The sequence below is a fragment of the Streptomyces sp. AK010 genome (assembly GCF_014207295.1).
GTDB classification, from domain to species: Bacteria; Actinomycetota; Actinomycetes; order Streptomycetales; family Streptomycetaceae; genus Streptomyces; species Streptomyces massasporeus.
The window spans coordinates 25,052-46,771 of record NZ_JACHCX010000027.1; the positions used below are offsets into that span (position 1 = coordinate 25,052).

At 72.5% G+C, this 21,720-nt stretch carries 15 protein-coding genes and 1 pseudogene; 4 read left to right on the top strand and 12 right to left on the bottom strand.

Annotation, left to right across the window (positions count from 1 at the left end; all coding sequences use genetic code 11):
- Position 1: 1 nt before the first annotated feature.
- Positions 2-532 carry a DoxX family membrane protein gene (locus tag HDC93_RS34055; protein WP_185014684.1) on the bottom strand — a complete coding sequence of 177 codons (531 nt, stop codon included), beginning with the start codon at positions 530-532 and terminating at the stop codon, positions 2-4.
- A gap of 146 nt (positions 533-678) precedes the next feature.
- A complete protein-coding gene (locus tag HDC93_RS34060) occupies positions 679-2,055 on the bottom strand; it encodes a hypothetical protein (RefSeq protein ID WP_311774702.1) in 1,377 nt (458 codons plus the stop codon).
- Positions 2,056-2,239: 184 nt separating this feature from the next.
- Between HDC93_RS34060 and HDC93_RS34065 the strand changes: the two genes are divergently transcribed.
- A complete protein-coding gene (locus HDC93_RS34065; protein WP_185014685.1) occupies positions 2,240-3,124 on the top strand; it encodes a DUF4429 domain-containing protein in 885 nt (294 codons plus the stop codon).
- Between the two features lie 55 nt (positions 3,125-3,179).
- On the opposite strand, the gene HDC93_RS34070 is transcribed toward HDC93_RS34065, so the two are convergent.
- Positions 3,180-3,974, bottom strand: a complete 795-nt coding sequence (locus tag HDC93_RS34070) for a class II aldolase/adducin family protein (protein WP_031108514.1) — start codon at positions 3,972-3,974, stop codon at positions 3,180-3,182.
- A gap of 189 nt (positions 3,975-4,163) precedes the next feature.
- Between HDC93_RS34070 and HDC93_RS34075 the strand changes: the two genes are divergently transcribed.
- Positions 4,164-4,637, top strand: coding sequence for a pyridoxamine 5'-phosphate oxidase family protein (locus tag HDC93_RS34075; protein ID WP_185014686.1), 474 nt, complete (start codon positions 4,164-4,166; stop codon positions 4,635-4,637).
- Positions 4,638-4,817: 180 nt separating this feature from the next.
- On the opposite strand, the gene guaA is transcribed toward HDC93_RS34075, so the two are convergent.
- Positions 4,818-6,398: a glutamine-hydrolyzing GMP synthase gene (gene guaA, locus HDC93_RS34080; RefSeq protein ID WP_185014687.1), complete on the bottom strand. Its 1,581-nt coding sequence runs from the start codon at positions 6,396-6,398 to the stop codon at positions 4,818-4,820.
- A 203-nt stretch (positions 6,399-6,601) separates the two neighbouring features.
- Here guaA and HDC93_RS34085 point away from each other — a divergent pair, with 203 nt between their 5' ends.
- Positions 6,602-7,009: a chorismate mutase gene (locus HDC93_RS34085; RefSeq protein WP_221517482.1), complete on the top strand. Its 408-nt coding sequence runs from the start codon at positions 6,602-6,604 to the stop codon at positions 7,007-7,009.
- Between the two features lie 561 nt (positions 7,010-7,570).
- On the opposite strand, the gene HDC93_RS34090 is transcribed toward HDC93_RS34085, so the two are convergent.
- A complete protein-coding gene (locus HDC93_RS34090) occupies positions 7,571-8,713 on the bottom strand; it encodes a hypothetical protein (RefSeq protein WP_185014688.1) in 1,143 nt (380 codons plus the stop codon).
- A gap of 214 nt (positions 8,714-8,927) precedes the next feature.
- Here HDC93_RS34090 and HDC93_RS34095 point away from each other — a divergent pair, with 214 nt between their 5' ends.
- Positions 8,928-9,938 carry an LAETG motif-containing sortase-dependent surface protein gene (locus HDC93_RS34095; protein WP_185014689.1) on the top strand — a complete coding sequence of 337 codons (1,011 nt, stop codon included), beginning with the start codon at positions 8,928-8,930 and terminating at the stop codon, positions 9,936-9,938.
- A gap of 134 nt (positions 9,939-10,072) precedes the next feature.
- On the opposite strand, the gene HDC93_RS34100 is transcribed toward HDC93_RS34095, so the two are convergent.
- The 7 genes and pseudogenes from HDC93_RS34100 to HDC93_RS34130 form a co-directional block, all read right to left on the bottom strand.
- Positions 10,073-11,857, bottom strand: a complete 1,785-nt coding sequence (locus HDC93_RS34100; protein WP_185014690.1) for a GMC family oxidoreductase N-terminal domain-containing protein — start codon at positions 11,855-11,857, stop codon at positions 10,073-10,075.
- Positions 11,858-11,895: 38 nt separating this feature from the next.
- Positions 11,896-13,533: a succinic semialdehyde dehydrogenase gene (locus tag HDC93_RS34105; RefSeq protein WP_185014691.1), complete on the bottom strand. Its 1,638-nt coding sequence runs from the start codon at positions 13,531-13,533 to the stop codon at positions 11,896-11,898.
- A gap of 144 nt (positions 13,534-13,677) precedes the next feature.
- A complete protein-coding gene (locus HDC93_RS34110) occupies positions 13,678-14,865 on the bottom strand; it encodes a serine/threonine-protein kinase (RefSeq protein ID WP_398987483.1) in 1,188 nt (395 codons plus the stop codon).
- A gap of 72 nt (positions 14,866-14,937) precedes the next feature.
- A pseudogene (locus HDC93_RS34115) lies at positions 14,938-15,824 on the bottom strand (hypothetical protein).
- A gap of 151 nt (positions 15,825-15,975) precedes the next feature.
- A complete protein-coding gene (locus HDC93_RS34120) occupies positions 15,976-17,157 on the bottom strand; it encodes a serine/threonine-protein kinase (RefSeq protein WP_185014692.1) in 1,182 nt (393 codons plus the stop codon).
- A gap of 142 nt (positions 17,158-17,299) precedes the next feature.
- Positions 17,300-19,000 carry a serine/threonine-protein kinase gene (locus HDC93_RS34125; RefSeq protein ID WP_185014728.1) on the bottom strand — a complete coding sequence of 567 codons (1,701 nt, stop codon included), beginning with the start codon at positions 18,998-19,000 and terminating at the stop codon, positions 17,300-17,302.
- Between the two features lie 167 nt (positions 19,001-19,167).
- The gene (locus HDC93_RS34130) at positions 19,168-21,696 is read right to left on the bottom strand and encodes a protein kinase (protein ID WP_185014693.1); all 2,529 of its coding nucleotides are present in this window, start codon (positions 21,694-21,696) and stop codon (positions 19,168-19,170) included.
- Positions 21,697-21,720 lie beyond the last annotated feature (24 nt).

Genomic DNA, 21,720 nt, shown 5'->3' on the forward strand with positions numbered 1-21,720 from the left:
GCTACCGGTACCCGCCGCTCCTCTGCCGTCGCCGCGACCGTAGCGCGGCGTCGAGGGACAGCAGGGGCGCGCCCGCCAGGACGAGCGGGGTCCAGGCCATGAGGTAGGCGAGGTCGTTGCCGTAGTAGTACGGGTCGGAGGCCCAGCTCACGGTGAGCCACAGGCTGAGGGAGATCAGCGCTCCGCCGAGGGCGGCCAGCCGGGCGAGCAGGCCGAGCAGGGTCCCGATACCGACGGCCAGTTCCCCGAAGGCGATGGCGTAGCCGAAGCCGACCGGGCTCTTGAGGGAGAGGTCCACCAGGGCGGGGATGGCGGAGGAGTCACGCACGGCACGCATCATGTCGCCGATCGAGCCCGCCCCGGAGTCCTTCATGAAGGCGCTGTCGGTGAGCTTGTCCAGGCCGGCGTAGATGAAAGTGACGCCGAGGAAGATGCGCAGCGGCAGCAGGGCGTAGCGGGCGGCGTTGTCCCGCCGGCCTCCTCCCTCTCCGAAATGGGGGGAGTGCGTGTCCGTTCGCATACTGTGAGTCATCGCCGCTAGCCGCCTCTCGCCGGTGCCGGGACCCCCTCGACAGACCATACGTACGACGAACGGACCGCGCTCAATCCTCCGCGAGCTGCTTTTGTGGTCCCGCCGGTGGGATCGGGGGCGTCAGGGCGTTGCGGAGGCGCCGTCACTCACTCCGTCACGTCGACCGCGTAGCGGTTCGTCTCCACTCCCGCCGCCGTGACGACCTGGACCTCCACCCTCCCCGGCTCCACATCCGCCGGTACCGGCACCGTCAGCAGGGCGTCCGTGGGGTTGCGGAACCCGCCGGAGACCGGGACCAACGGCACGTGGACGTGCACCGTGCCCACGCGCACGACCATCCGGGCCAGCCGGTCGGCGCCCTGCGCTCCCGGCGGCACGAATCCGGCACCCCGGATCTCGATGTCGTCCCCGGTGCGGATCGGCCCGTCCAGGTCGCCCGCCTCGCGGGCCCGGACCACGGAGAGGATGACCGGCCGGCCGCCCTCCGCGTACTTGCCGGCCAGATACGTCGCCGCCGACACCAGCACCACCACCGCCAGCCCCCACGGCAGGTCCGGCAGCTGCTCCGGCCGCCGGGCCAGCCGTACCGCCGCGAAGACCAGGGCGACACCGCTGATCACGACGTACTGGATGTCGGCGAAGGTGCCCCGCCCCGCGTCGTCGGTCAGCAGGTCGGCGGCCCGGGGCCGGTCGGCGCGCACCTTCTGCAGCCGTTGCCCCAGCACCCGCAGCCCGACCACCCGCCGCACGAGCACGGCGATCCCGCACAGCACGGCGAGCACGGTCACGATCCCGGCGCCCCGAGCGAGATCCAGCCCGGAGATCAGCGCGTCCCGCTCCCGCTGCCGGGAGGCGGCGGCCAGCCGTCCCGCGAGGACGAGCACCGAGTAGGCCACGAAGAGCACCCATGCCGCGGCGACCGTACGGGACGTGGACAGCCGGTTGTCCTCGCCGATCACCGGCGCCAGCACCCCGCCCTTCGCCCGGTGGAACGAGGAGGCGGCGGTCAGCGACAGGGCCATCACCAGGGCCGCGGCCAGCCCGGCCGAGCGCGCCGCCGTCCAGCCCGCGCCGACCGCCGTGAGGGCCTGGCCGAGCAGCAACAGCACCACGGCGGCCCAGACCACCGCCGTGGTGCGGCGCCACAGGCCCGACAGCCAGGCCTGCCCCTCGGCCCGCCCCCGCTCGGCGACGTGCTCGGCGGACTGCGCCAGTTCCTCGGAGATCCACTGGCGGGAGGCCGACGCGGAGTGGGCCACCGCGGCCGGCAGCCCCTGCCCGGCCGCGAACTCGTCCCGCCGGCGCAGGAACGCGGCGACGGCCCGCCGGTGCCCCTCACGCGCACCGTGCGGGCAGTCCCCGCAGGCGCACCCGCCTGCGTGGTCGCCACCGAGACCGCCCTGGTGCCCGCCGGTGTGACCACCGGCGTAGCGCCCCGAGTACCCCTCGGCATAGGCCCCCGCACGCGCGCCCGCGTACCCGCCCGCGTCCGCGCCGCCCTGTCCCGCCTCCCGCACCGCCACGCCCGACGCCCGCCTTCCCGCGACCCAACCACCGCCGGTCTTCCGGACCCCGGAAACACCGCTGCACAACTCCCCTGCGACGACAGCGAATTGTGCCCTACACCACCCGGTTCGCGTCCGCCCCCTGTGGTCAACACGGGTGAAGTTCGGCGTGCCGTGTTGACCCGACTGGGAGAATTTCCCTATGGCCGAGATCATCCAGCGGGACGGGACCTGGGCCTTCGACGGCGACACGGTCCGGATCACGCCCGGTCTGCACCGCTCCGTGCCGCTGTTCCGGCAGACGTACGGAGAGATCGCCGTGCCGATCGCGGCGGTCTCCGGCATCGTGCTGGAGCCTGAACGCAGGGGTGGGCGGCTGCGATTGCGGCTGCGGGAGGGCGCCGACCCCCTGCTCCAGGCGACCTGCGGGCGGCTGCCCGAGGCGGCCGACCCCTACCGGCTGACGGTGGACGCCGACCGGACGGGGGCCGCCGAGTACATCGCCGAGGAGATCCGCCGCGCGCTGCTGCTCGACCGGATCCCGAGGGAGCCCGCGAAGGCCTATCTGCTGCCCGGTCCGCCGGTTCCGGTCTCGGTGCGCACCTCGGACGGAACGGTCTCCTTCGACGGCACCCGGGTGCGGATCGACTGGGCCGACACCTCCGAGCGGGTGAAGCGCGCCACCGGCCCGCGGATCATCGGCATGGGCGACCTCGTGCAGGTCGAGTGGTTGCCGCACAGCGGTCACGAGGACGGTTCGCTGCGCTTCGTGACCCGCGAGACGGAGTTCTCGAAGCTGCCGCCGGAGAAGGACCCGTACGCCCTGGACCTGTGGGGCAGCGCCCGCCGGGATCTGCTCACCGCGCTCGTCGCCACGGCGGTCACCGCCCGGCTGCCGCACCCGTCCACGCGCGCCGCCTTTGGGAACGGCGAGTTCCCCTCCCGCGCCCCCGTGCCGCCCCCGGCCTCCGACCACCAGGACGTGCTCCTGCGCCGGCTGCGCGAGCTGGGCCGGCTCCATCACGAGGGGGTGCTCACGGACGAGGAGTTCGCGAGGACGAAGGCGGTGGTCCTGCGCGGCTTCTGAGCCGGCTCGGCGGACCCGGCGTCAGCTCGGCGGACCCCGCGTCAGCTCACCCGCGTCAGCTCAGCAGGCCCGGCTCACTGCGGCTGACGTCCTCCCACATCGGCTGGTAGTTGATCCACGCCACGAGGTCGCCGCCCAGCTGTTCCCGTGTCGCCACGGCCATCCGGTGATCGATCCGGACCGGCCGCCCGGCCGCCTGCGCCGTCAGCTGCACCTGGCAGGAGCGCTCCATCGACACGAACCACCAGGCCGCCGCGTCCACCGAGTCGCCGACGGTCAGCAGCCCGTGGTTGCGCAGCACGAGCGCCTTGCGGGAGCCGAGGACGGCCGCGATGCGCCGCCCCTCCTCCGCGTCGACGGAGACGCCCGTGTACGTGTCGTAGAGGGCGTGGTCCTCGTAGAAGGCGCAGCTCTCCTGGGTGATCGGCTCCAGCAGTTCGCCGAGGGCCGCGAGCGCCCGGCCGTGCACCGAGTGGCAGTGGGCGACGGCGACCACGTCGGGCCGGGCGGCGTGCACCTGGGCGTGCACGGTGAAGGCCGCCTGGTTGACGTGGTAGCCGCCCTCGACGACCTGGCCGTCCTGGTTGGCGAGCACGAGGTCGCTCACGGTGACGTGCCGGAAGGGCATCCCGAAGGGGTTGACCCAGAAGCAGTCGGTGAATTCCGGGTCGCGGGCGGTGATGTGCCCGGAGACGCCGTCCTCGAAGCCGAGCCGGCCGAAGATCCGCAGGGCGCCCGCGAGCCGTTCCTTGCGGTGCCGGCGCTCGTCCTCGACCGACTCGTGCATCGGCGGCATGGCGAACCGCAACCGGTCGGTGGGCAGCGGCAGGGGCGGGGTGGGCCCGCTCATAGGTCCTCCAGCACTGGTTCTTCGTACGGGCGGAAATTACCGTCCGTGAGGCCGGGAAGAACAGAAGCGAATCGTGAAGATGACACGAGCGCCCCTTGGAGCACCCTGTGCCCACTCGTGTGCCCCCTGGCTCCCCGACCCCACGAATAGCCGACAGAAGATGTCGGGTTTCGGCGCGACACTCGTGTCATGACAGCGAACTGGGCGGCTTTCGTCACCGCCGAACCGGATCTGGCCGGCACCGTCGAGAAGCGTTTCGGCACCTACACCCACCACATCCTCGCTACCCTCCGCAAGGACGGTTCGCCCCGCACCAGCGGCCTGGAGGTGCGGTTCCTGAACGGCGAACTGTGGCTCGGCATGATGCCGGACTCGCTCAAGGCCCTCGACCTGCGCCGCGACCCGCGCTTCGCGCTCCAGGCGAACCCCGGGGAGGGCACGGGCATGGGCGGCGGCGACGTCCGGATCAGCGGCCGGGCGGTCGAGGTCGACGACGTGGAGACCAAGGCCGGATACGTCGAAGAGGTGGAACCGCCGGAGCCGTTCCACCTCTTCCGCACCGAGCTGACGGAGGTCGTGAGGACCTACGTCGAGGACGAGACGTATCTCGTCGTCCAGATCTGGACGCCCGGCACTCCGCTGCGCACGATCAAGCGCACTTAGGGGTCCTTTCACTATGAGCGTCCGATCAGGGCGCGTGGTCTGGTGCCGTGCGTCGCAAGGCGCCGGGAAGCCCTCGTAGCGGAGCTACTAGGGCTTTTCGGCAACGCGGCGAGGTGCGGTGCCAGGCCGCGCGACCCGGACGGGCATAGTGAAAGGACCCCTTAGGAGTCAGCTGGGGGATCACTCCCACTCGATGGTGCCCGGCGGCTTCGAGGTCACGTCGAGGACGACGCGGTTGACGTCCTTCACCTCGTTGGTGATCCGCGTGGAGATCCGGGCGAGGACCTCGTACGGCAGGCGCGACCAGTCGGCCGTCATGGCGTCCTCGGACGAGACGGGGCGCAGGACGATGGGGTGGCCGTAGGTGCGGCCGTCGCCCTGGACGCCGACGCTGCGGACGTCGGCGAGCAGGACCACCGGGCACTGCCAGATGTCGCGGTCGAGGCCGGCCGCGGTCAGCTCCTCGCGGGCGATGGCGTCGGCCTCGCGCAGCAGGTCCAGGCGCTCCTTGGTGACCTCTCCGACGATCCGGATGCCGAGGCCGGGGCCGGGGAACGGCTGGCGCTGGACGATCTCCTCCGGCAGGCCGAGCTCCTGCCCGACCATGCGGACCTCGTCCTTGAACAGCTTGCGCAGCGGCTCGATCAGCTGGAACTCGAGGTCCTCGGGCAGGCCGCCCACGTTGTGGTGGGACTTGATGTTGGCCGTACCGGTGCCGCCGCCGGACTCGACGACGTCCGGGTAGAGCGTGCCCTGGACCAGGAACTCCACGGCCGGGCCCTCGTCCGCGATGATCTCGGCCTGGGCCTGCTCGAAGACCCGGATGAACTCGCGGCCGATGATCTTCCGCTTCTCCTCGGGGTCGGAGACCCCGGCCAGCGCCTTGAGGAACCGCTCTTCGGCGTCCACGACCTTCAGCTGGACGCCGGTCGCGGCCACGAAGTCCTTCTCGACCTGCTCGGTCTCGCCCTTGCGCATCAGGCCGTGGTCGACGTACACGCAGGTCAGCTGGGAGCCGATGGCCTTCTGGACCAGGGCCGCGGCGACCGCGGAGTCCACGCCGCCGGACAGGCCGCAGATGGCGCGCCGGTCGCCGACCTGCTCGCGGATGGCGGCGACCTGCTCCTCGATGACGTTGCCGGTCGTCCAGTTCGGCGTGAGCCCGGCGCCGCGGTACAGGAAGTGCTCCAGCACCTGCTGTCCGTGCGTGGAGTGCATCACCTCGGGGTGGTACTGGACGCCGTAGAGCCTCTTCTCGTCGTTCTCGAAGGCGGCGACCGGCACGACGTCCGTGGAGGCGGTGACGGAGAAGCCCTCGGGGGCGGCGGAGCAGGCGTCGCCGTGCGACATCCAGACGGGCTGCTCGGCGGGGGTGCCCTCGAAGAGGGTGGAGGACACCTTGGAGACGTGCAGGTCGGTGCGGCCGTACTCGCGGGCGCCGGTGTTGTCGACGGTGCCGCCGAGGGCGCTCGCCATCAGCTGGAAGCCGTAGCACATGCCGAAGACGGGGACGCCGGCCTCGAAGATCTCGCGGTCCAGGCTGGGCGCGCCCTCCGCGTAGACCGACGAGGGGCCGCCGGAGAGGATGATCGCCGCGGGGTTCTTGGCGAGCATCTCCTGAACCGGCATGGTGCTCGGCACGATCTCGCTGTAGACCCGCGCCTCGCGGACACGACGGGCGATGAGCTGGGCGTACTGCGCGCCGAAGTCGACGACCAGGACGGTGTCGGCGGCGGTGGCAGCGGGAGTCGCTGATGACACGGGGTGCCTTCCGGCGGTGGGGCGGGGGTCTTGTGCCACCCGATTCTACCGGGGGGCCGCCGGGCTCCTTCCGTGCACCGGGCGACCACCCCGTCTCAGGATGCGAACCGGCTTGGACGGCCCCCGGAGGCGGTGCATACTTGCCCCCGTGTTCACGCAGCAGACGTTGGTCTTTACCTATGGCATCCGGCCCGCCGGACGCCATGGTCGTGCTGCTTGAGCAACTGACAAGCGACTTCCCAGGCGCCCCGGGCCGACAAGGCCCGGGGCGCCTGTCGTCGTCCGGGCCCGGCCGCCCCGGGGCAGCCTCACATCACGAGGAGCCCCCTGTGACCACCATCGACGTGACCGGCGCCCGTACCCCCGAGGCCGCCGGCGTGATCAGCGGAGCGCGCGAGCGGATCGACGCGCTCGACGACAGGATCATCGGCCTGATCCAGGAACGGGTGGCCGTGTCCGCCGTCATCCAGGAGGCGCGGATCGCCTCCGGCGGCCGGCGCGTGAACCTCTCCCGCGAGATGGACGTCCTCGGCCACTACAGGGAGGCACTGGGCAAGCCGGGCACCGCGCTCGCGATGACCCTGCTGGAGCTGTGCCGCGGCAAGATCTGAAGCGGCCCGGTCGAGCCCGGCAGGGCCGACGGACCGGTGAAGCGTGTTCCCGGGACAGACGTGCGCATCCCTCTCACCCGTACGGCGCGTGACCGCCCCCGGACCCTTTCGTTGGTCCCGGTGTCCGTGCCAGCCAGGCGCGGGCCCGAGAGAACCACGCGTGGCTCACTGGGGCGATGAGACGCACGGATCGTGCCGTGCGTCGTGGGACCTCGCTCCAGGGAAGTGACCGGACGGCAGGGGACAGCAGCCCGGTCACCCAAGAGAACGGTCGGCTCCGGGGACGCCCGGGGCCGGCCGGCGGACCTTGCATAAATGCACAAGTCTGGGTCAAACGGTTGCGGGCGCCGCGTTCATCCAGCACGATGCGTACACAGCCCAAGTCCCCCCGCGGACACCCGCATTGCCCACATTGCCAAAGGTACGGACCAGCGGCGCTACCCCCCGGCGCCGCTTCCACGCACCGGCGCTGCCCTGACGTCGGTGCTGACGAGAAGAAGGGCCCTGCGGCTCCACCCCGCAGGGCCCTTCGCTCTGCCCAGACGCCGGGCGCCACGCTGCTCAGGTGCGGCTCACCGTGCCGCAGTCGCCGCCGTCGCCGTGCTCGATGGGCTTGCTCCGGTCGTACGGGTCCGTCGCCGGGCCGCTCGGGTCGGGGTCCGCGGACCTGCTCGACGGGAACTCCGGGTGGAGGTAGCCGTCGTAGGCGAAGCAGGAGGAGTTGCCTATCTCCTGGTCGTAGTTCATCAGGAGCAGGCGGCCGGGGGTGACCTGGTAGCGGGCGGGGTCGGCGACTTCGACGTCGAGGACGCGGCGCACGATGGTGCGGGTGACCTCGGTGGGGCCGTCCGCCCGGACGACGGGGTAGACGAAGGTGTAGTCGGCGCGCACCGCCACGCCTCCTTGTGTGCCCTTCTCGAACGTCATGCGCCCTCGGGTCTTGATCACGTCGCCGGCCGGTCGCACCTCGTCGGGGTCGAAGCGGCTGAACAGCGTCACCGGGTCGTGCTTCCTGCTCGGGGAGCGCAGCCCGGTGCCGAGGTCGTCGAGGAGCTCGGGCTGCTTGGGGTCGAGCACGGAGAGCGCGGCCTCGGGGCGGGCCCCGCGTACGGCCTTCGGGTCGAGGTTCGCCCCGACCAGCAGCTTCTTCGTCAGTTTCAGCGCCTGTTCCACCCGGTCCGCGGAGAGCGCGCCGACGGCCTTCGCCTCCGGCAGGACGATGCCGGCCTCGCCGTCGGCCCAGCGCTCGGCCGGGGAGCCGGCGAAGGGCCGGTCCAGGGTGGGGGTTTCGGCGTCCGACGCGCCGGGCGCGGCGGTGGGGGCCGCCGTCTCGTCGGGCAGCGGTGAGGCCTCAGCGGCCCCGGGCTCCCCGGTGCCGAAGGGGTCGCCGGGCAGCAGCGACGGCTTCAGGGCCACCAGCGCCACGGCTGCGGTGACCGTCATACCGAGGACGGCCCACAGCTTGCGGCGCCGGGCGGCACGCCCGTTCATCTCCTGCCGCGCGGGGCCCGTTCGCCACCCGGGAGGCACGTCACCCCGGGCGTCCTGCTCACGCAGCCGCTCGGTCACCATCCGGGCCCGCGCGGACGGCTCCTTCGGGGCGGAGGAACGGATGTCCCGCTCGGTGTCGCGGGTGAACTGCTCCCAGACGTCGTCGGGGATCTCCGAGGCCGGCGGCTGATCGTCGGACGGCTTTTCAGGCACGAAGCAAAGATCTAAGCGGCTGGTAAGCACCTTCACAAGAAGGTCTCGTGTGTGACTCAGACCACATAAGAATTCTGTGAATGCCAGCACAACCATTCACAGGTTTCACTGATCAAACACGGCGAACCAAGGGCCACACCCGCGCCCCACACGCGGAGGCCTCCCCCAACGTTCGTATCGCATCTGCGGTACGCCCGGACTCTCCGAGGTCTTCATGAAGCTTCGCCGCGCCATGGCAGCAGCGGCCGCTACGGCGGTCATAGCCCCGGTGGCACTGCTCGCGGCACCGGTCGCGTACGCGACCGACGAAACGACACCCGCGCCGAGCGCGTCGGTGAGCGAGTCCGCTCCCGAGACGTCGCCCTCGCCGTCTGCGACCGAGTCCACGCCCGCCGAGACGACGCCGAGCCCGAGCGCGTCCGTGAGCGAGTCGGCTCCCGAGGCCACCGCGTCCGCGTCGGCCACTGCGTCGACGTCTGCCAGCCCCTCGGCGTCCGCCTCCGCCTCTCCGAGCGAGCCCGGCGACGGTGACGACGAGGAGTTCCCGGACTGCGAGGAGGCGAACATCTCCGTAGGCCTGTCCGGCTTCCCGGAGAAGATCGTCGCGGGCAGCGGCTGGAAGACGTTCAAGTTCAACGTCAAGAACGCCAGCACGACGGACATCGAGTCCCTGCAGGTCATGGCCACCGCGTTCTCCTTCGGGGACCTGGACTCCGAGGAGGACCAGCTCTTCGACAGGTACGCGCACTTCGAGTACCGCAACCCGAGCACGGGCAAGTGGACCAACGACTTCGCGGACACGGGCATCAACAACGGGGTCTTCTTCGGTGAGTTCCCGCTCGACGCCGGCCAGAAGGTCAGCATCGACCTGCGGGTGAAGATGGACGCCGGCGCGCCCGTGGGCGACAGCCTGGCGATCGCCGCCGGTGGCTACGACACGAGCGATGGCGGCTGCTTCGAGAACGGCGACGTCTACCCGTTCCAGATCCTCAAGCCGGGCTCGAAGCCCGGCGACGTGGGCGACGCCAAGCCGTCCGGCCAGAAGCCGCCGAAGGACATCAAGCCGCAGGGTGGGGCCAAGCCGATCGAGGTCGAGGGCAACCTCGCCGAGACCGGCTCCAGCTCCGCCCTGCCGATGATCAGCCTCGTCGGCGGTGCCGCGGTCGTCGCGGGTGCCGGCGCGATCTTCGTGGTCCGTCGCCGCAAGGCCGGCGTCCAGGCGTAAGCCGTGGCGGCCGAAAGGCCGTTGCACAAGCAGAAGAGGGACCTGCGCTCGGAGGGGGGCGCAGGTCCCTCTTCTGTGCCGGCTTCCTGGTGAGGGTCCCGGTTACTTCTTCGGCTTCCTTGTGAAGGGTCCGGCTACTTCTTCGGCGGTACGGCCGGCATGCCGAGGAACGGCAGCTTCAGCGCGCCGAACGCCTCCGCCGGGACCGCCGGGGACTTGGGCTCGACGGGTTGGAGACGCTCGTAGGTGCCCTGCTGCGGGCGCGGGTCCTCCTCGCCCTTGTTGGGCCAGTAGGACATCGCCCGCTCGGCCTGTGCGGTGATGGTGAGGGACGGGTTGACGCCCAGGTTGGCGGAGACCGCGGCGCCGTCGACGACCGAGATGCCGGGGTGGCCGTAGAGGCGGTGGTACGGGTCGATCACGCCCGACTCGCGGGAGTCGCCGATCGGGCAGCCGCCCAGGAAGTGGGCGGTGAGCGGGGTGCCCATCAGTTCGCCGACGTTGGAGCCCGCGAAGCCGTTGATCTCGGCGGCGAGTGCCGATGCGCCCTCCGTGGCGGCCCTGATCTGCTTGGGGTTGGGGGCGCCGTGGCCCTGGCGGGCGGTGAGCAGGCCGCGGCCGACACCCGACGGTTTCACGTAGGTCGTCAGGGAGTTGTCCAGCGACTGCATCACCAGGCCGATGATGGTCCGCTCCGACCAGCGGCGGTTCGACAGCGAGCGCAGCACCAGCAGCGGGTGCTTCGCCGCGTTGGCGAGGAAGCCCAGGACCCGCGAGCTGCCCGAGTCCGTCCCCGCGTACGGCACCTGGAGGATGGACAGGCCGCCCATCGAGTTGGAGCCCTTGCCGTAGCGGACCGGCTCGATGTGGGTGTTGGCGTCGGGGTGGATGGAGGACGTGATGGCCACGCCCCGGGTGAAGTCGGCCTTGGGCGCGCCGTGCGCCTTGCGGTAGCGCCGGTCATCGGTCTGGGCGCCGACCAGGGCCTCGGAGTTGGTGCGGGTCAGCTCACCCAGCTTGTCCGAGAGGTACGGCAGCTGGCCGCCGGCCTTCATGCGGTGCAGCAGGGTCTGGGTGCCGTAGGTGCCGGCGGCGAGGACCACCCGCTGGGCCGTGTAGGTGCGGCCCTTCTTCTTGCCGCGGTCGTCGGTGGGCAGGGTGGCGACGGCGTAGCCGCCGCGCGAGTCGTCGGTGACCGACACGACCGTGGTCATGGGGTGGACGACCGCGCCGGCCTTCTCGGCGAGGTGCAGGTAGTTCTCGTTGAGGGTGTTCTTGGCGCCGTGGCGGCAGCCGGTCATGCACTCGCCGCACTCCGAGCACGCCTTGCGGGACGGGCCCGCGCCGCCGAAGTACGGGTCGGGCACCTCCTGGCCCGGCTTGGCCTTGGCCGAGCCGTCGGCGTCCTCGCCGTCGCCGAAGAAGACGCCGACCGGGGCCATGTGGAAGGAGTCGCCGCACCCCATGCGCTCCGCGGCGGCCTTCAGGTGCACGTCGGAGGGTGTCATGGTCGGGTTGAGCCGTACGCCCAGCATGCGCCGGGCCTGGTTGTAGTACGGCGCCAGCTCGTCCTGCCAGTCGGTGATGTCACGCCACTGGGGGTCCTCGAAGAACGGCTTCGGCGGGACATAGAGGGTGTTGGCGTAGTTCAGGGAACCGCCGCCGACGCCCGCGCCGGCCAGGACCATGACGTTGCCCAGCAGATGGATGCGCTGGATGCCGTACATGCCGAGCTTCGGGGCCCAGAGGTAGTTCCTGAGGTCCCAGGAGTTCTTCGGGAGGGTCTCGCGGGTGAAGCGTCGGCCGGCTTCCAGGACGCCGACCTTGTATCCCTTTTCCGTGAGGCGCAGGGCGCTCACCGAGCCGCCGAAGCCGGAACCCACGACGATGACGTCGTAGTCGTAAGCGTCCTGAGGCACGTGCCGTCTCCCCTTTGAGTGGCTGAAGCGAGGGTCGTCTACCGGAACCGGAACGCCTTCATCAGGCGCAGGCTCCTGCTCATGAACCGGGCGTACTTCTCGTCGTCCATGCCCAGCGAGGGGGCCATGGGGAGTACGCGCTGGTGGGCGACCGTCTGGGCCTCGGTGTACTTGAGGATGCCCTCGGAGCCGTGGCGGCGGCCGAGGCCGGAGTCCTTCATGCCGCCCATCGGGGACTGGACGCTGCCGTAGGCGGGGGCGTAACCCTCGTTGATGTTGACCGTGCCGGTGCGCAGGCGGGCGGCGACCTCCTGGCCGCGCCGGCCGTTCTTCGTCCAGACCGAGGAGTTGAGGCCGTACGCCGTGGCGTTGGCGCGTTCGATCACCTCGTCCTCGCTCGTGAAGCGGTAGACGGAGACGACCGGGCCGAAGGTCTCCTCGCCGCAGACGGACATGTCCGTGACGACGCCGTCCAGGATCGTGGGCTCGAAGAAGTACGGGCCGATGTCGGGGCGGGCCACACCGCCCGCGACGACCTTCGCGCCCTTGGCGACGGCCTCCTCCACGTGCCGCGTGACCGTCTCGAGCTGGCGCTCGCCGACCAGGGAACCCATGTCGGCGCCGTACGCCAGGGACGTGCCGAGGCGCATGGCCTTCGTGCGGGCGGCGAAGCGCTCCAGGAAGGCGTCCGCGATGGACTCGTGGACGTAGAGCCGCTCGATGGAGATGCAGAGCTGGCCGGCGGAGGAGAAGCAGGCGCGGACGGCGCCGGCCGCGGCCTTCTCGATGTCGGCGTCCTGAAGGACCAGCATGGCGTTCTTGCCGCCGAGTTCGAGGGAGACGCCCACCAGCCGGGCCGCGGCGCCCTGGGCGACCTCGCGGCCGGTGCGGGTGGAGCCGGTGAAGGAGACGTAGTCGGCGTGCCGGACGACCTCGGGGCCGACGACCGGGCCGTCGCCGAGGACGATCTGGAAGACGTCGGCGGGCAGTCCGGCCTCGATCAGCAGGTCACGGGCCCACAGGGCGGTCAGGCAGGTCTCCGTGTCCGGCTTCATGACGACGGCGTTGCCCGCGACGAAGGCCGGGAGCGCATCGCCGACCGACAGCTCCAACGGGTAGTTCCAGGGGGCGATCTGGCCGACGACACCGCGCGGGTGGCGCAGCTCGGTGACCTTCGTCAGGGTCGGCATGGCGCCTGCGTGCCGCTTGGGCCGGAGGTAGGCGGGGGCCTTGCGGCCGTAGTGCCGGGCGGCGACCGCGACGGCCTGGACCTCCTCGTGGGCGTGCAGCCGGGCCTTGCCGGTCTCCAGCTGGATGAGGTCGAGCACCTCGGCCTGGCGCTCCAGCACCAGGTCGTGGAAGCGGAGCAGGACTGCGGCGCGCTGCCGTACGGGGGTCTGCGCCCACACGGCCTGGGCGGCCCGGGCCGCTTCGAAGGCCTTCGCCACGTCCTCGGGCGTCGACTCGGGGAGGTCGGCCAGCTTCTCACCGGTGAACGGCGTGTGGTTGGCGGTCCGGCCGGAGCCGGCGACGCCCTTGGTGAGCTGGGCGACCAGCTCGGGCGTGACCACGTCCGCCGCGGTGCGGGCGCCCTCCGGGGCGGGGGCGAGGGGGTTCGTGCCGGTCTGTGCCCTGCCGGTCTCTGCCGTCTTCTCGGCGGCCTGCGCGTCCGTCATGAGGCGCAGAGTATGCCGCGACGCAGGCTTTGGGTACCCGTCGGTAATACGGCTTCACCGAGTGCACACACGACGCCAGTGACTGCTGGCAACAAACGCGCTGATCAGGACGTTGTGCGGTGACCGGTTGAGGTGATTCGGCCTTTACGATCCCGGGGCGCTGCCGAGCCGCGCCCGGGCCCCCTCGAACACCGAGGCGCCTTCCTCCTCCGGCTGTTCGGAGGGCGCGGCAGCGGGCACGGGGTCGAGCTGTCCGGAGGGCACGGCAGCCGGCACCGGGGCGGGGTGAACGGCGGGCACCGCAGCGGACACCGGGGCGTCAGGGGTGCGTATGGGTTCGGCCGGCTGCGGCCGCTCGGCCGGGGTCGGTGCCGATGCCGGGGTCGGTGTCGGGGTCGGTGTCGATGCCGGGGTCGGTGCCGGGGTCGGTGCCGCCGCCGCCTCCAGGACCTTCGCGACCTCGTCGGCGGCCGGCCGCTGTTCGGGGTCCGGCACCAGCAGTCGTGCGATCAGCGGCCCGAGGAGGCCGGCCCGCGTCGGTTCGGGCGGCTCGGCCGCGAGGATCGCGGCGAGCGTGGCCTCCGGCGTGGCCCGCAGGAACGGGGACGAGCCCTCGACTGCCGTGTACAGCAGGGCACCCAGCGACCACAGGTCGGACGCGGGCCCCGCGATGCGGCCGGACGCCCTCTCGGGGGCGACGAACTCCAGCGAGTCCGCGGTTGACTCCCCGCCCGCGGTGAGGCGGCCCTCGCCCTGGACGTGGGCGATGCCGAAGTCGGTGACGACGACCCGCCCGTGCGGGCCGAGCAGCACATGGGCGGGCTTCACGTCCCGGTGCACGATGCCGACGGAGTGCGCGGCGCGCAGGGCACCGAGCACGGCGAGACCGATCCGGGCGGCCTCGCGCACGTCGACCGGGCCGCGTCGGAGTGCCTCGCGCAGGGACTCCCCGGGCACCCACTCCATGACGATCCACGGCAGACCGTCGAGCGCCTCGGCCGCGTCGAGTTCGTCGGGGCCTGTGGGACCGGGGCGTTCGTCCCTCTGCTCCGCCTCGACGACCACGTCGTGGATGGTGACGGCGGCGGGATGGTCTACACGGGCTGCGGCCCGGGCCTCACGGTGAAGGCGGTGGGCCGCGCGCCGGTGGCCCTCGTCGTCCGGGCCGCCCGGCAACCGGGGCTGTCTGACGGCGACTTCACGCTGTGCGAGGTCGTCGTGGGCCCGCCAGACGGTGCCGGTGCCGCCGGAGCCGATGCGCTCGATCAGCCGGTACCGCCCGCCGACCAGCCTGCCCCGGGCGTCATCCGTCCCGCCCCCGTCGTTGCTCATGCCCCATCAGTACCCCGCGCGGCGCCTGATTGTCGACGCGGGTCGCTTTCACGGCAGTTGGACGGACCGGGATCAGGTCTTGTCGATGTCCAGGTTCGCGATGGCCGCGCTCGCCACCTCGCGTCCGCGCTCGACGAAGTCGCCCTTGCCCGGGTAGCTCACGGTGAGCTTGTACATGTCGCCGCCGGGGGTCCGGTAGTAGAGGATCTGGAGTTCCCGGGGGCGGGGGTTCTCGCTGTCGTCGGTCTTGAAGAAGACGGTGTTCCGGGCGGCTTTCTTGTCCCGCTACGTGGTCACCTTGGGGTCCGACTTCTTCGGCCCCTCGTCCATGTCGAGCTCGTAGCTGCCGCTCTCCTTGAACCGAACCGGGTGTCGTCGTCGTACATCTCGGCGGCCGCGGAACCCGCGATGTTGCCGCCGGTGTCCTCGGCCTTCTTCTCCAGCCTCAGGCCGATCCAGATGCTGCCGCTCCAGTCGGTGTACGTGACCCAGTGCTCTTGGTCGGACTTCCGGTCGGGCACCGTCCGCTGGTACTCGGCGGGGACGGCGAGCGACGCGGCGGGCCGGGTCCTTGTGCAGCAGGCCGTTGACGGCCTCGGCGAGCGGGCCCTGGAGGCGTTGGAGCGTTCGCGTTCGGGAAGATGCTCGGGGACGCGAGGTTCCCTGACGGCGACCTCGCGGTCCACCGTCTCGTCCTTGGCGTCACACCGTGCCCATGCCGCCGTGTCCGAGCCTGGTCAGCAGCCGATAGCGTCCGGCGATGAGCCGCCCCGCACCGGGGTCCTCGGGCATCCGGGCCGCCTGGGCCGACGGGGCGCCTGGGGCGGCACGACCTGGGTGGGTGACGCGGCCGGCGTGGCGTAGGGATTGCCCGGCACCGGCCCCTGCTGGTTCGGCGGTTGCAGTACAAAACTCGTCGGCTCGTCGGCCCCGGATCGGGCTCCCCCGTTGTTGCTCATGGGTTCATCCATACCGTGCCAGCCGCCCGCGGATCCACAAAGGACGCGAGCCGGTCACCGACCCGTGACGTCGGAGGGGGCTTGTCGCCCTCTTTGTCGCGGTGGGGTGCGGGGCTCGGCCGTCGTCACGAGGGTGGGCTCGGTCGTCGCGTCACGGGGTGGGCGCGGGCACGCTCGGGGAGACCGGCCGGGTCGTCGGCGCCTTCGGCGTCTTCGGCGGCGTCGGTGCGGAACTCGTCGGCACGGGGCCGCCGTCACCGTCGCCCTCTCCCGCGAGCAGCGCCGCCGCGGACACCCCCGCTCCCGCCGTCGCCGCGACCAGCAGCGCCGCGATGAGCACGCGCCGGGTGGGCTGCCGGAGGAAGGGTTCCTCCGTCCGGGCCGGGCCGGACGGCTCGACCGGCGACGCGGACGGTTGCCGGACGATGCGATCCAGCGGCCTTCGCCGCGGCACGTCCCCCACCGTCGGCGGGTAGTCGGGCGGCGGCGACATGGGTGTGCGGCCCGTGTCGCGGAAGGCCCGGAGCATCCGTTCCGCCCGGTCCGCGTCCAGCCGCCGGTCCGGATCGCGCTCCAGCAGACCGCGTACGACGGGCATGAGCGGCCCCGCCTGCGCGGGCGGCTGGATATCGCCCACCACGACCGCGTGCAGGATGCCGCCCAACGAGTCGCGGTGGAACGGCGATTCCCCGCTGAGAGCGGCGCACAGCAGCGCGCCCAGGGACCACAGGTCGGACTCGGGCCCGGTCCTGGATCCCGACATCCGCTCGGGCGCGGTGTACTCGGGCGAGCCGACGAAGGACCCGTTCTCGGTGAGCGTGGGGGTGCCCGCGACCTGGGCGATGCCGAAGTCGGTGAGGACGACCCGGTCGGTACCCGTCTCCAGCAGCACGTTGTCCGGCTTGAGGTCACGGTGCAGCACCCCGGCCGCGTGCGCGGCGCCCAGCGCGCCGAGCAGGGCGATGCCGATGCGGGCCGCTTCGGCGGCGTCGACGGGACCTCGGTGGGCGAGCCGGTCGGCGAGCGAGCCGCCCTCGATCAGCTCCATGACGATGTAGGGGCGTTCGTCGTCCTCGACGACGTCGTGGACGACGATGATGTGCGGGTGGCTCAACTGGGCGACGGCCCGGGCCTCACGCAGCGTACGGTCCCGCTGCCGGCGGGCCTGCGCCGCGGAGAGCGTCTCGTCGTAGGGGAGCTCCTTGACGGCCACGCTCCGGCCGAGCAACCGGTCGGTCGCCCGCCAGACCACGCTCATGCCACCGCGCCCGAGTTTCTCCTCGAGCCGGTACCGGCCCGCGATGACACGCCTGTTGTGCCCCTCGGTCCCCATGCGGCAATCATGCCCCAACGGACGGAACCACTCCGGGACGGTGAGCTGCCGGTGGCCGAAACAGACAGCCCCTCACCGGCCTACGCCGGCCTTCGCCGGACCGGCCCTCGCCGGACCGGCCCTCGCCAGAAGTGCCCGGGCCTCAGGAGGTCTTCTCCTGCCAGCCCTGCAGCAACGCGGTGAACTGCTTGCTCGCCGTCGGCCAGTCCGCGGCGGGGGACGACATGTAGAGCGCGTACTCGGTGCCGTCGCGGGCCACGTACGTCTCCTCGACGGCCCGGCGCGGGCCGGGGAACTTGATGTCCTTGGGCTGCGCGGTCCAGGTGTACTCCCACCGGGCGCCCTCCCGGTCCCGGTAGACGTTGCGCTCCAGCGTGACCCTCTTGTAGTCGACCAGCCGCTGAAGCTGCTGCTCCAGGTCGAGCTGGTGGGCGTAGGGGTCGGCGAAGTCCGGTGATGCGTCGATGGCGATCCGGACGAAGTGCCGTCCGCCGTCCGGTGAGTAGTCGATCTGCTTGAGTTCGCCCTGCGGGCCGAAGGGCGTGCGCTTCCAGCCCTTCGGCAGATGGAGGCTGAACCCGGCGGGGTCGTCGTAGCGGATCCAGCTGTCCGGAACCGATCCCCCCGGCCCCTTCGTCGTCGAGACCGACGCGCCGGAGTCGCCCTGCCGGTTCTGGTGCCACTGCTGGAGCACCACGGCCGTGCCCCCGCCGATGATGGCCGCGAGCGCGACGACCAGGGCGAGGGTGCGCAGCCTGCGGCGCCTGCCCGTGCCGGTCGGCTGCGGGCCCGTCGCCGCCGGGCCGATCGTGGTGGGGCCGGTGGGGCCGTACGGCGGAGTGCCGGCGGTGGACGTCCCGGTGGCCGGGGTGCCGGCCAGCGGCGGGAGCGGTGTCCGGGTGTGCGAACCCGAGCCGGTGCCGACGGGGCCGGTGCCGGTGGCGGCCGTCCCCGTGCCGCTGTGGGAGTCCCGGTACGGCGTCGGCCCGCCGTACTGCGTGGGCACGTACGCCTGCGCCCCGTTCGGCCGCCGCCCCTCCGCCGCCTCGGCGAGCATCTGCTCCGCTTCGGACGCATCGGGCCGGGTGCTGGGGTCCTTGCGCAGCAGGGAGATGATGACGGGCGTGAGCGGACCGGCGTGCTGGAGCTCGGCGGCCTCCTCCTCCACCACGGCCTGCATGGTGGTCAGCGGCGTGGTGCGGCGGAACGGCGACCGGCCCTCCACCGCCGTGTAGAGCGTCGCGCCCAGGGCCCACAGGTCGGAGGACGGGCCCGGGTCGTGGCCGCGTACGCGCTCGGGCGCCAGGTAGTCGACCGACCCGACGACCTCTCCGGTGCGCGTGATGGTCGTGTCGCCCTCGATCTGGGCGATGCCGAAGTCCGTGAGCAGTACGCGTCCGTCGCGGCCGAGGAGGACGTTGCCCGGCTTGATGTCGCGGTGCAGGACGCCGGCGGTGTGCGCGGCACGCAGGGCCCGCAGCACCCAGAGGCCGATGCGCGCCGCCTCGCGCGGCTCGACGCGCCCCTCCTCCTTGACCGCGTCGGCCAGGGAGCGGCCCTCGACCAGCTCCATCACGATCCACGGGCGGCCGTCGTGCTCCAGCACATCGTGCACCGTGACGACCGCGGAGTGGTTGATGCGCGCCGCCGCCCTGGCCTCCGCCCGGGTGCGCGCCAGCAGGATCGCCTGCTCGCTCTCCGAGACGTAGAGGGCGGCCGTCAACTCCTTGATGGCGACGGACCGGTGCAGCACCTCGTCATGTGCACGCCAGACCCGGCCCATGCCGCCACTGCCGATGGATTCGGCCAGCCGGTAGCGGCCCGCGACGAGCAGGCCCTGCATCTGATTCACGTTGCCCCGCAATGGTCTTGACAGGGTCAGCGTAAGGACCCGCCCTCAACCAGGGAACAAGCGGGGTACCACGGTGACCGCACTGTGACGGTTGTCGCCTGCCGGGACGTGAGGCAACCAGAGTGTGAACTGCGGCGTACAGGCGGCGCGTCGGCCGCTCATTTCGTGGCCTTGTACGTCGCCGCCGCCTGCTCGTACAGCCGCGTCACCTCGTCCCGTTCGGATTCCGGGCCGCGCACCTGGACCACGTGGTAGCGCCCCTCGACCAGCATCGCCAGGTTGCGCACATACAGCTCGCCCCCGTCGCCGCCGGTCCAGGTGAACTGCCCCTCGGCCATGGTCCGTCCGCCCACCTCGATCGTCTTCAGCCCGGTGGAGGTGGCCCAGCTGGAGTCGCGGTACGGCTGCAACTCGCGCTCCCTCTCCCGCTGGTAGTCCATCGGATCACTGCCGTACGACGACGCGCTGTCCCGGCCCGCCACGACGATGAGCTCGAAGTCGCCCTTGGAGTAGACGACCTGGCCGCTGCCGTTGCGTGGAGTGCGGTCCCAGCCCTTGGCGACGGCGACCTGGAAGCCCGCCGAGTCCTTGCGCAGGGTGAAGCCGTCGGCGACGCCCGGGCCGGTGGTCTGGGTCTCGGTGGTGCCGGCCGACGACGACGGGCTCTTCTCCCGGCCGGGCGAGGTCTGGTCGGGCCGGGGCTCGCTGCTGGCGTCCGGCTCGGGCGCCTGGCTGACCTCGCCGGCGGCTCCGGTGCGGTCGGCCCCGTCCGCGCCCTCGTTCTTCGCCTTGGGCATGAAGAGCATGGCGTAGGCGATCGCCGCGGCCATCGCGAGCAGGACCAGCACCAGCAGGGTGCGGCCCAGGCGGCGCGACGAACCGGATTCCTGCTTGGCCCGCTTGTGCCGCCCGTGGTGCGCGGGCAGCCCCGCCTTCCGCCGGCGCACGAGCTCACCGCGGCGCCGGACGACGGGCAGCCGCCGGGCGTCGACGGGCGGCGCGGCGACCACGTGTATCCCGGCCTCCGGCTCGGGCGCCGAGCGCACCAGCGAGCGCAGCCAGCCGCGCACCTCCTCGAAGTCGAGGCGCTCGGTCGGGTCCTGACGCAGCAGCGACTCCACGACCGGCCGCAGCGGCCCGCACTCCTCGGCGTACGCGGGCGGCTCGGCGCACACCATCTGCACCAGCTCGGCCGTCGACTCCTCCGGGTAGGGCGCATGCCCCTGCACGGCCCTGAAGAGCAGCGCGCCGAGCGCCCACAGGTCGGTCGCGGGACCGATCGGCGCGGCCAGCTGCCAGTTCTCGTGCACCGGCCCCGCCTGCTCGGGCGCCCAGCGCTCGGTCACGGGCCCGACCACGGCCATCCGCGCCTGCCGCGCCCGCTCGGCGGCCAGCGCCGTGGCCGGACCGCGCCGGGGTGCGGGGGGGTCGGCGACCAGGTCGTCCCACCGGGTGGGCTCGCCGTGGGCCGCGGTGTCCGGGGCCGGAGGGAGCGCCGCCTGCTCGCGGCCCTGCGCCGCCGTCGCCCCGCCGGCCGTGCCGCGGGGCGCCGCACCGTGCCAGGCCGTCGTCCGTGGAGGGCCGCCCACGCTGTAGGGGTCGGCGATCCGCCCGGGCGGCACGGCCCCGGGGGCGGTGCCCTGTCCGGGGATGTACGGCGACTGCGCCGAACCGCCTGCGCCGGCATCCGGCTCGGTGCGGGCTCCGGGCAGTGCCGCCCGCCCGCCCTGCTGTGCCTCCTGCACCCGTGCGGCGGCCCGGGCACCGGCCCGGTAGGCCGCGATCGCTCCCGCACGCGCCGCCCGCGGGTCCCCGCCGCCCTCCACCAGCCCACGCACCGGTACGACCGAACCGCCGCCCGCGGTCTCGCCCCCGGCCGAGGGCACTCCCCTGGCCTCCCGGGCCTCTATGGCCGCGCGCCGCGCCGCCTCGGGATCACCCGCGCCGCCGATGCCGCCGCCCGGCCCGGAACCGCCCGGGCCGCCGACGCCACGGGCCCGCCCGGCACCGCCGCCCTGCGACCCCGGCTCCGGCCCGGACTCCTGCCCTGACTCCTCGAAGGGCGGTTCGGGCACCGGGTCGTACCCGCACAGCGCCTCTTCGGCCGCGCCCACCGCCAGCCCGGTCAGCATCACCCGGCCGTCGTCGCAGACGAGCACCGTCCGTGCGGTGATGTTCCGGTGCACCCAGCCGTGCGCGTGCAGCACGCGAAGGGCCATCAGGACGTCGGAGGCCACCTCGGCCGCCCGGTACGGCGTCAGCGGCTTCTCGGTGAGCAGCGCGGCCAGCGGGCGCGCGGCCACCAGCTCGCTGACGATCCACAGCGAACCGCCCTCGGCGAACACGTCGAAGACCTGGTCGAGTCGGGGGTGGTCGGGAATCGCCGCAGCGGCCTGCGCCGCCTCCACCGCACGTCGCACCACCGGATCCGCGGGCCGCCGGGGGCCCGCGCCCGCCCGGGTGCCGGACCGCCGGGCACCACCGTCACGTGCCGTGAAGCCGTCGGGCAGCCCCTCCGCGTCGAGGACCTCGGCCTCGACCACCTCGGGCAACGGCACCTGCCGGACCAGGACTTCCTGTCCGCTGTAGGTGTCGAAGGCCCGGGTCTCGGTGAGTTCGTACTCGTCGGACGGCGGCAGTGGCAGGCGGTAGCGGTCGGCCAGCACCCGACCCGCGTAGTCGTCCACGTTGCCTCCCCCGGCAGCCCGTCG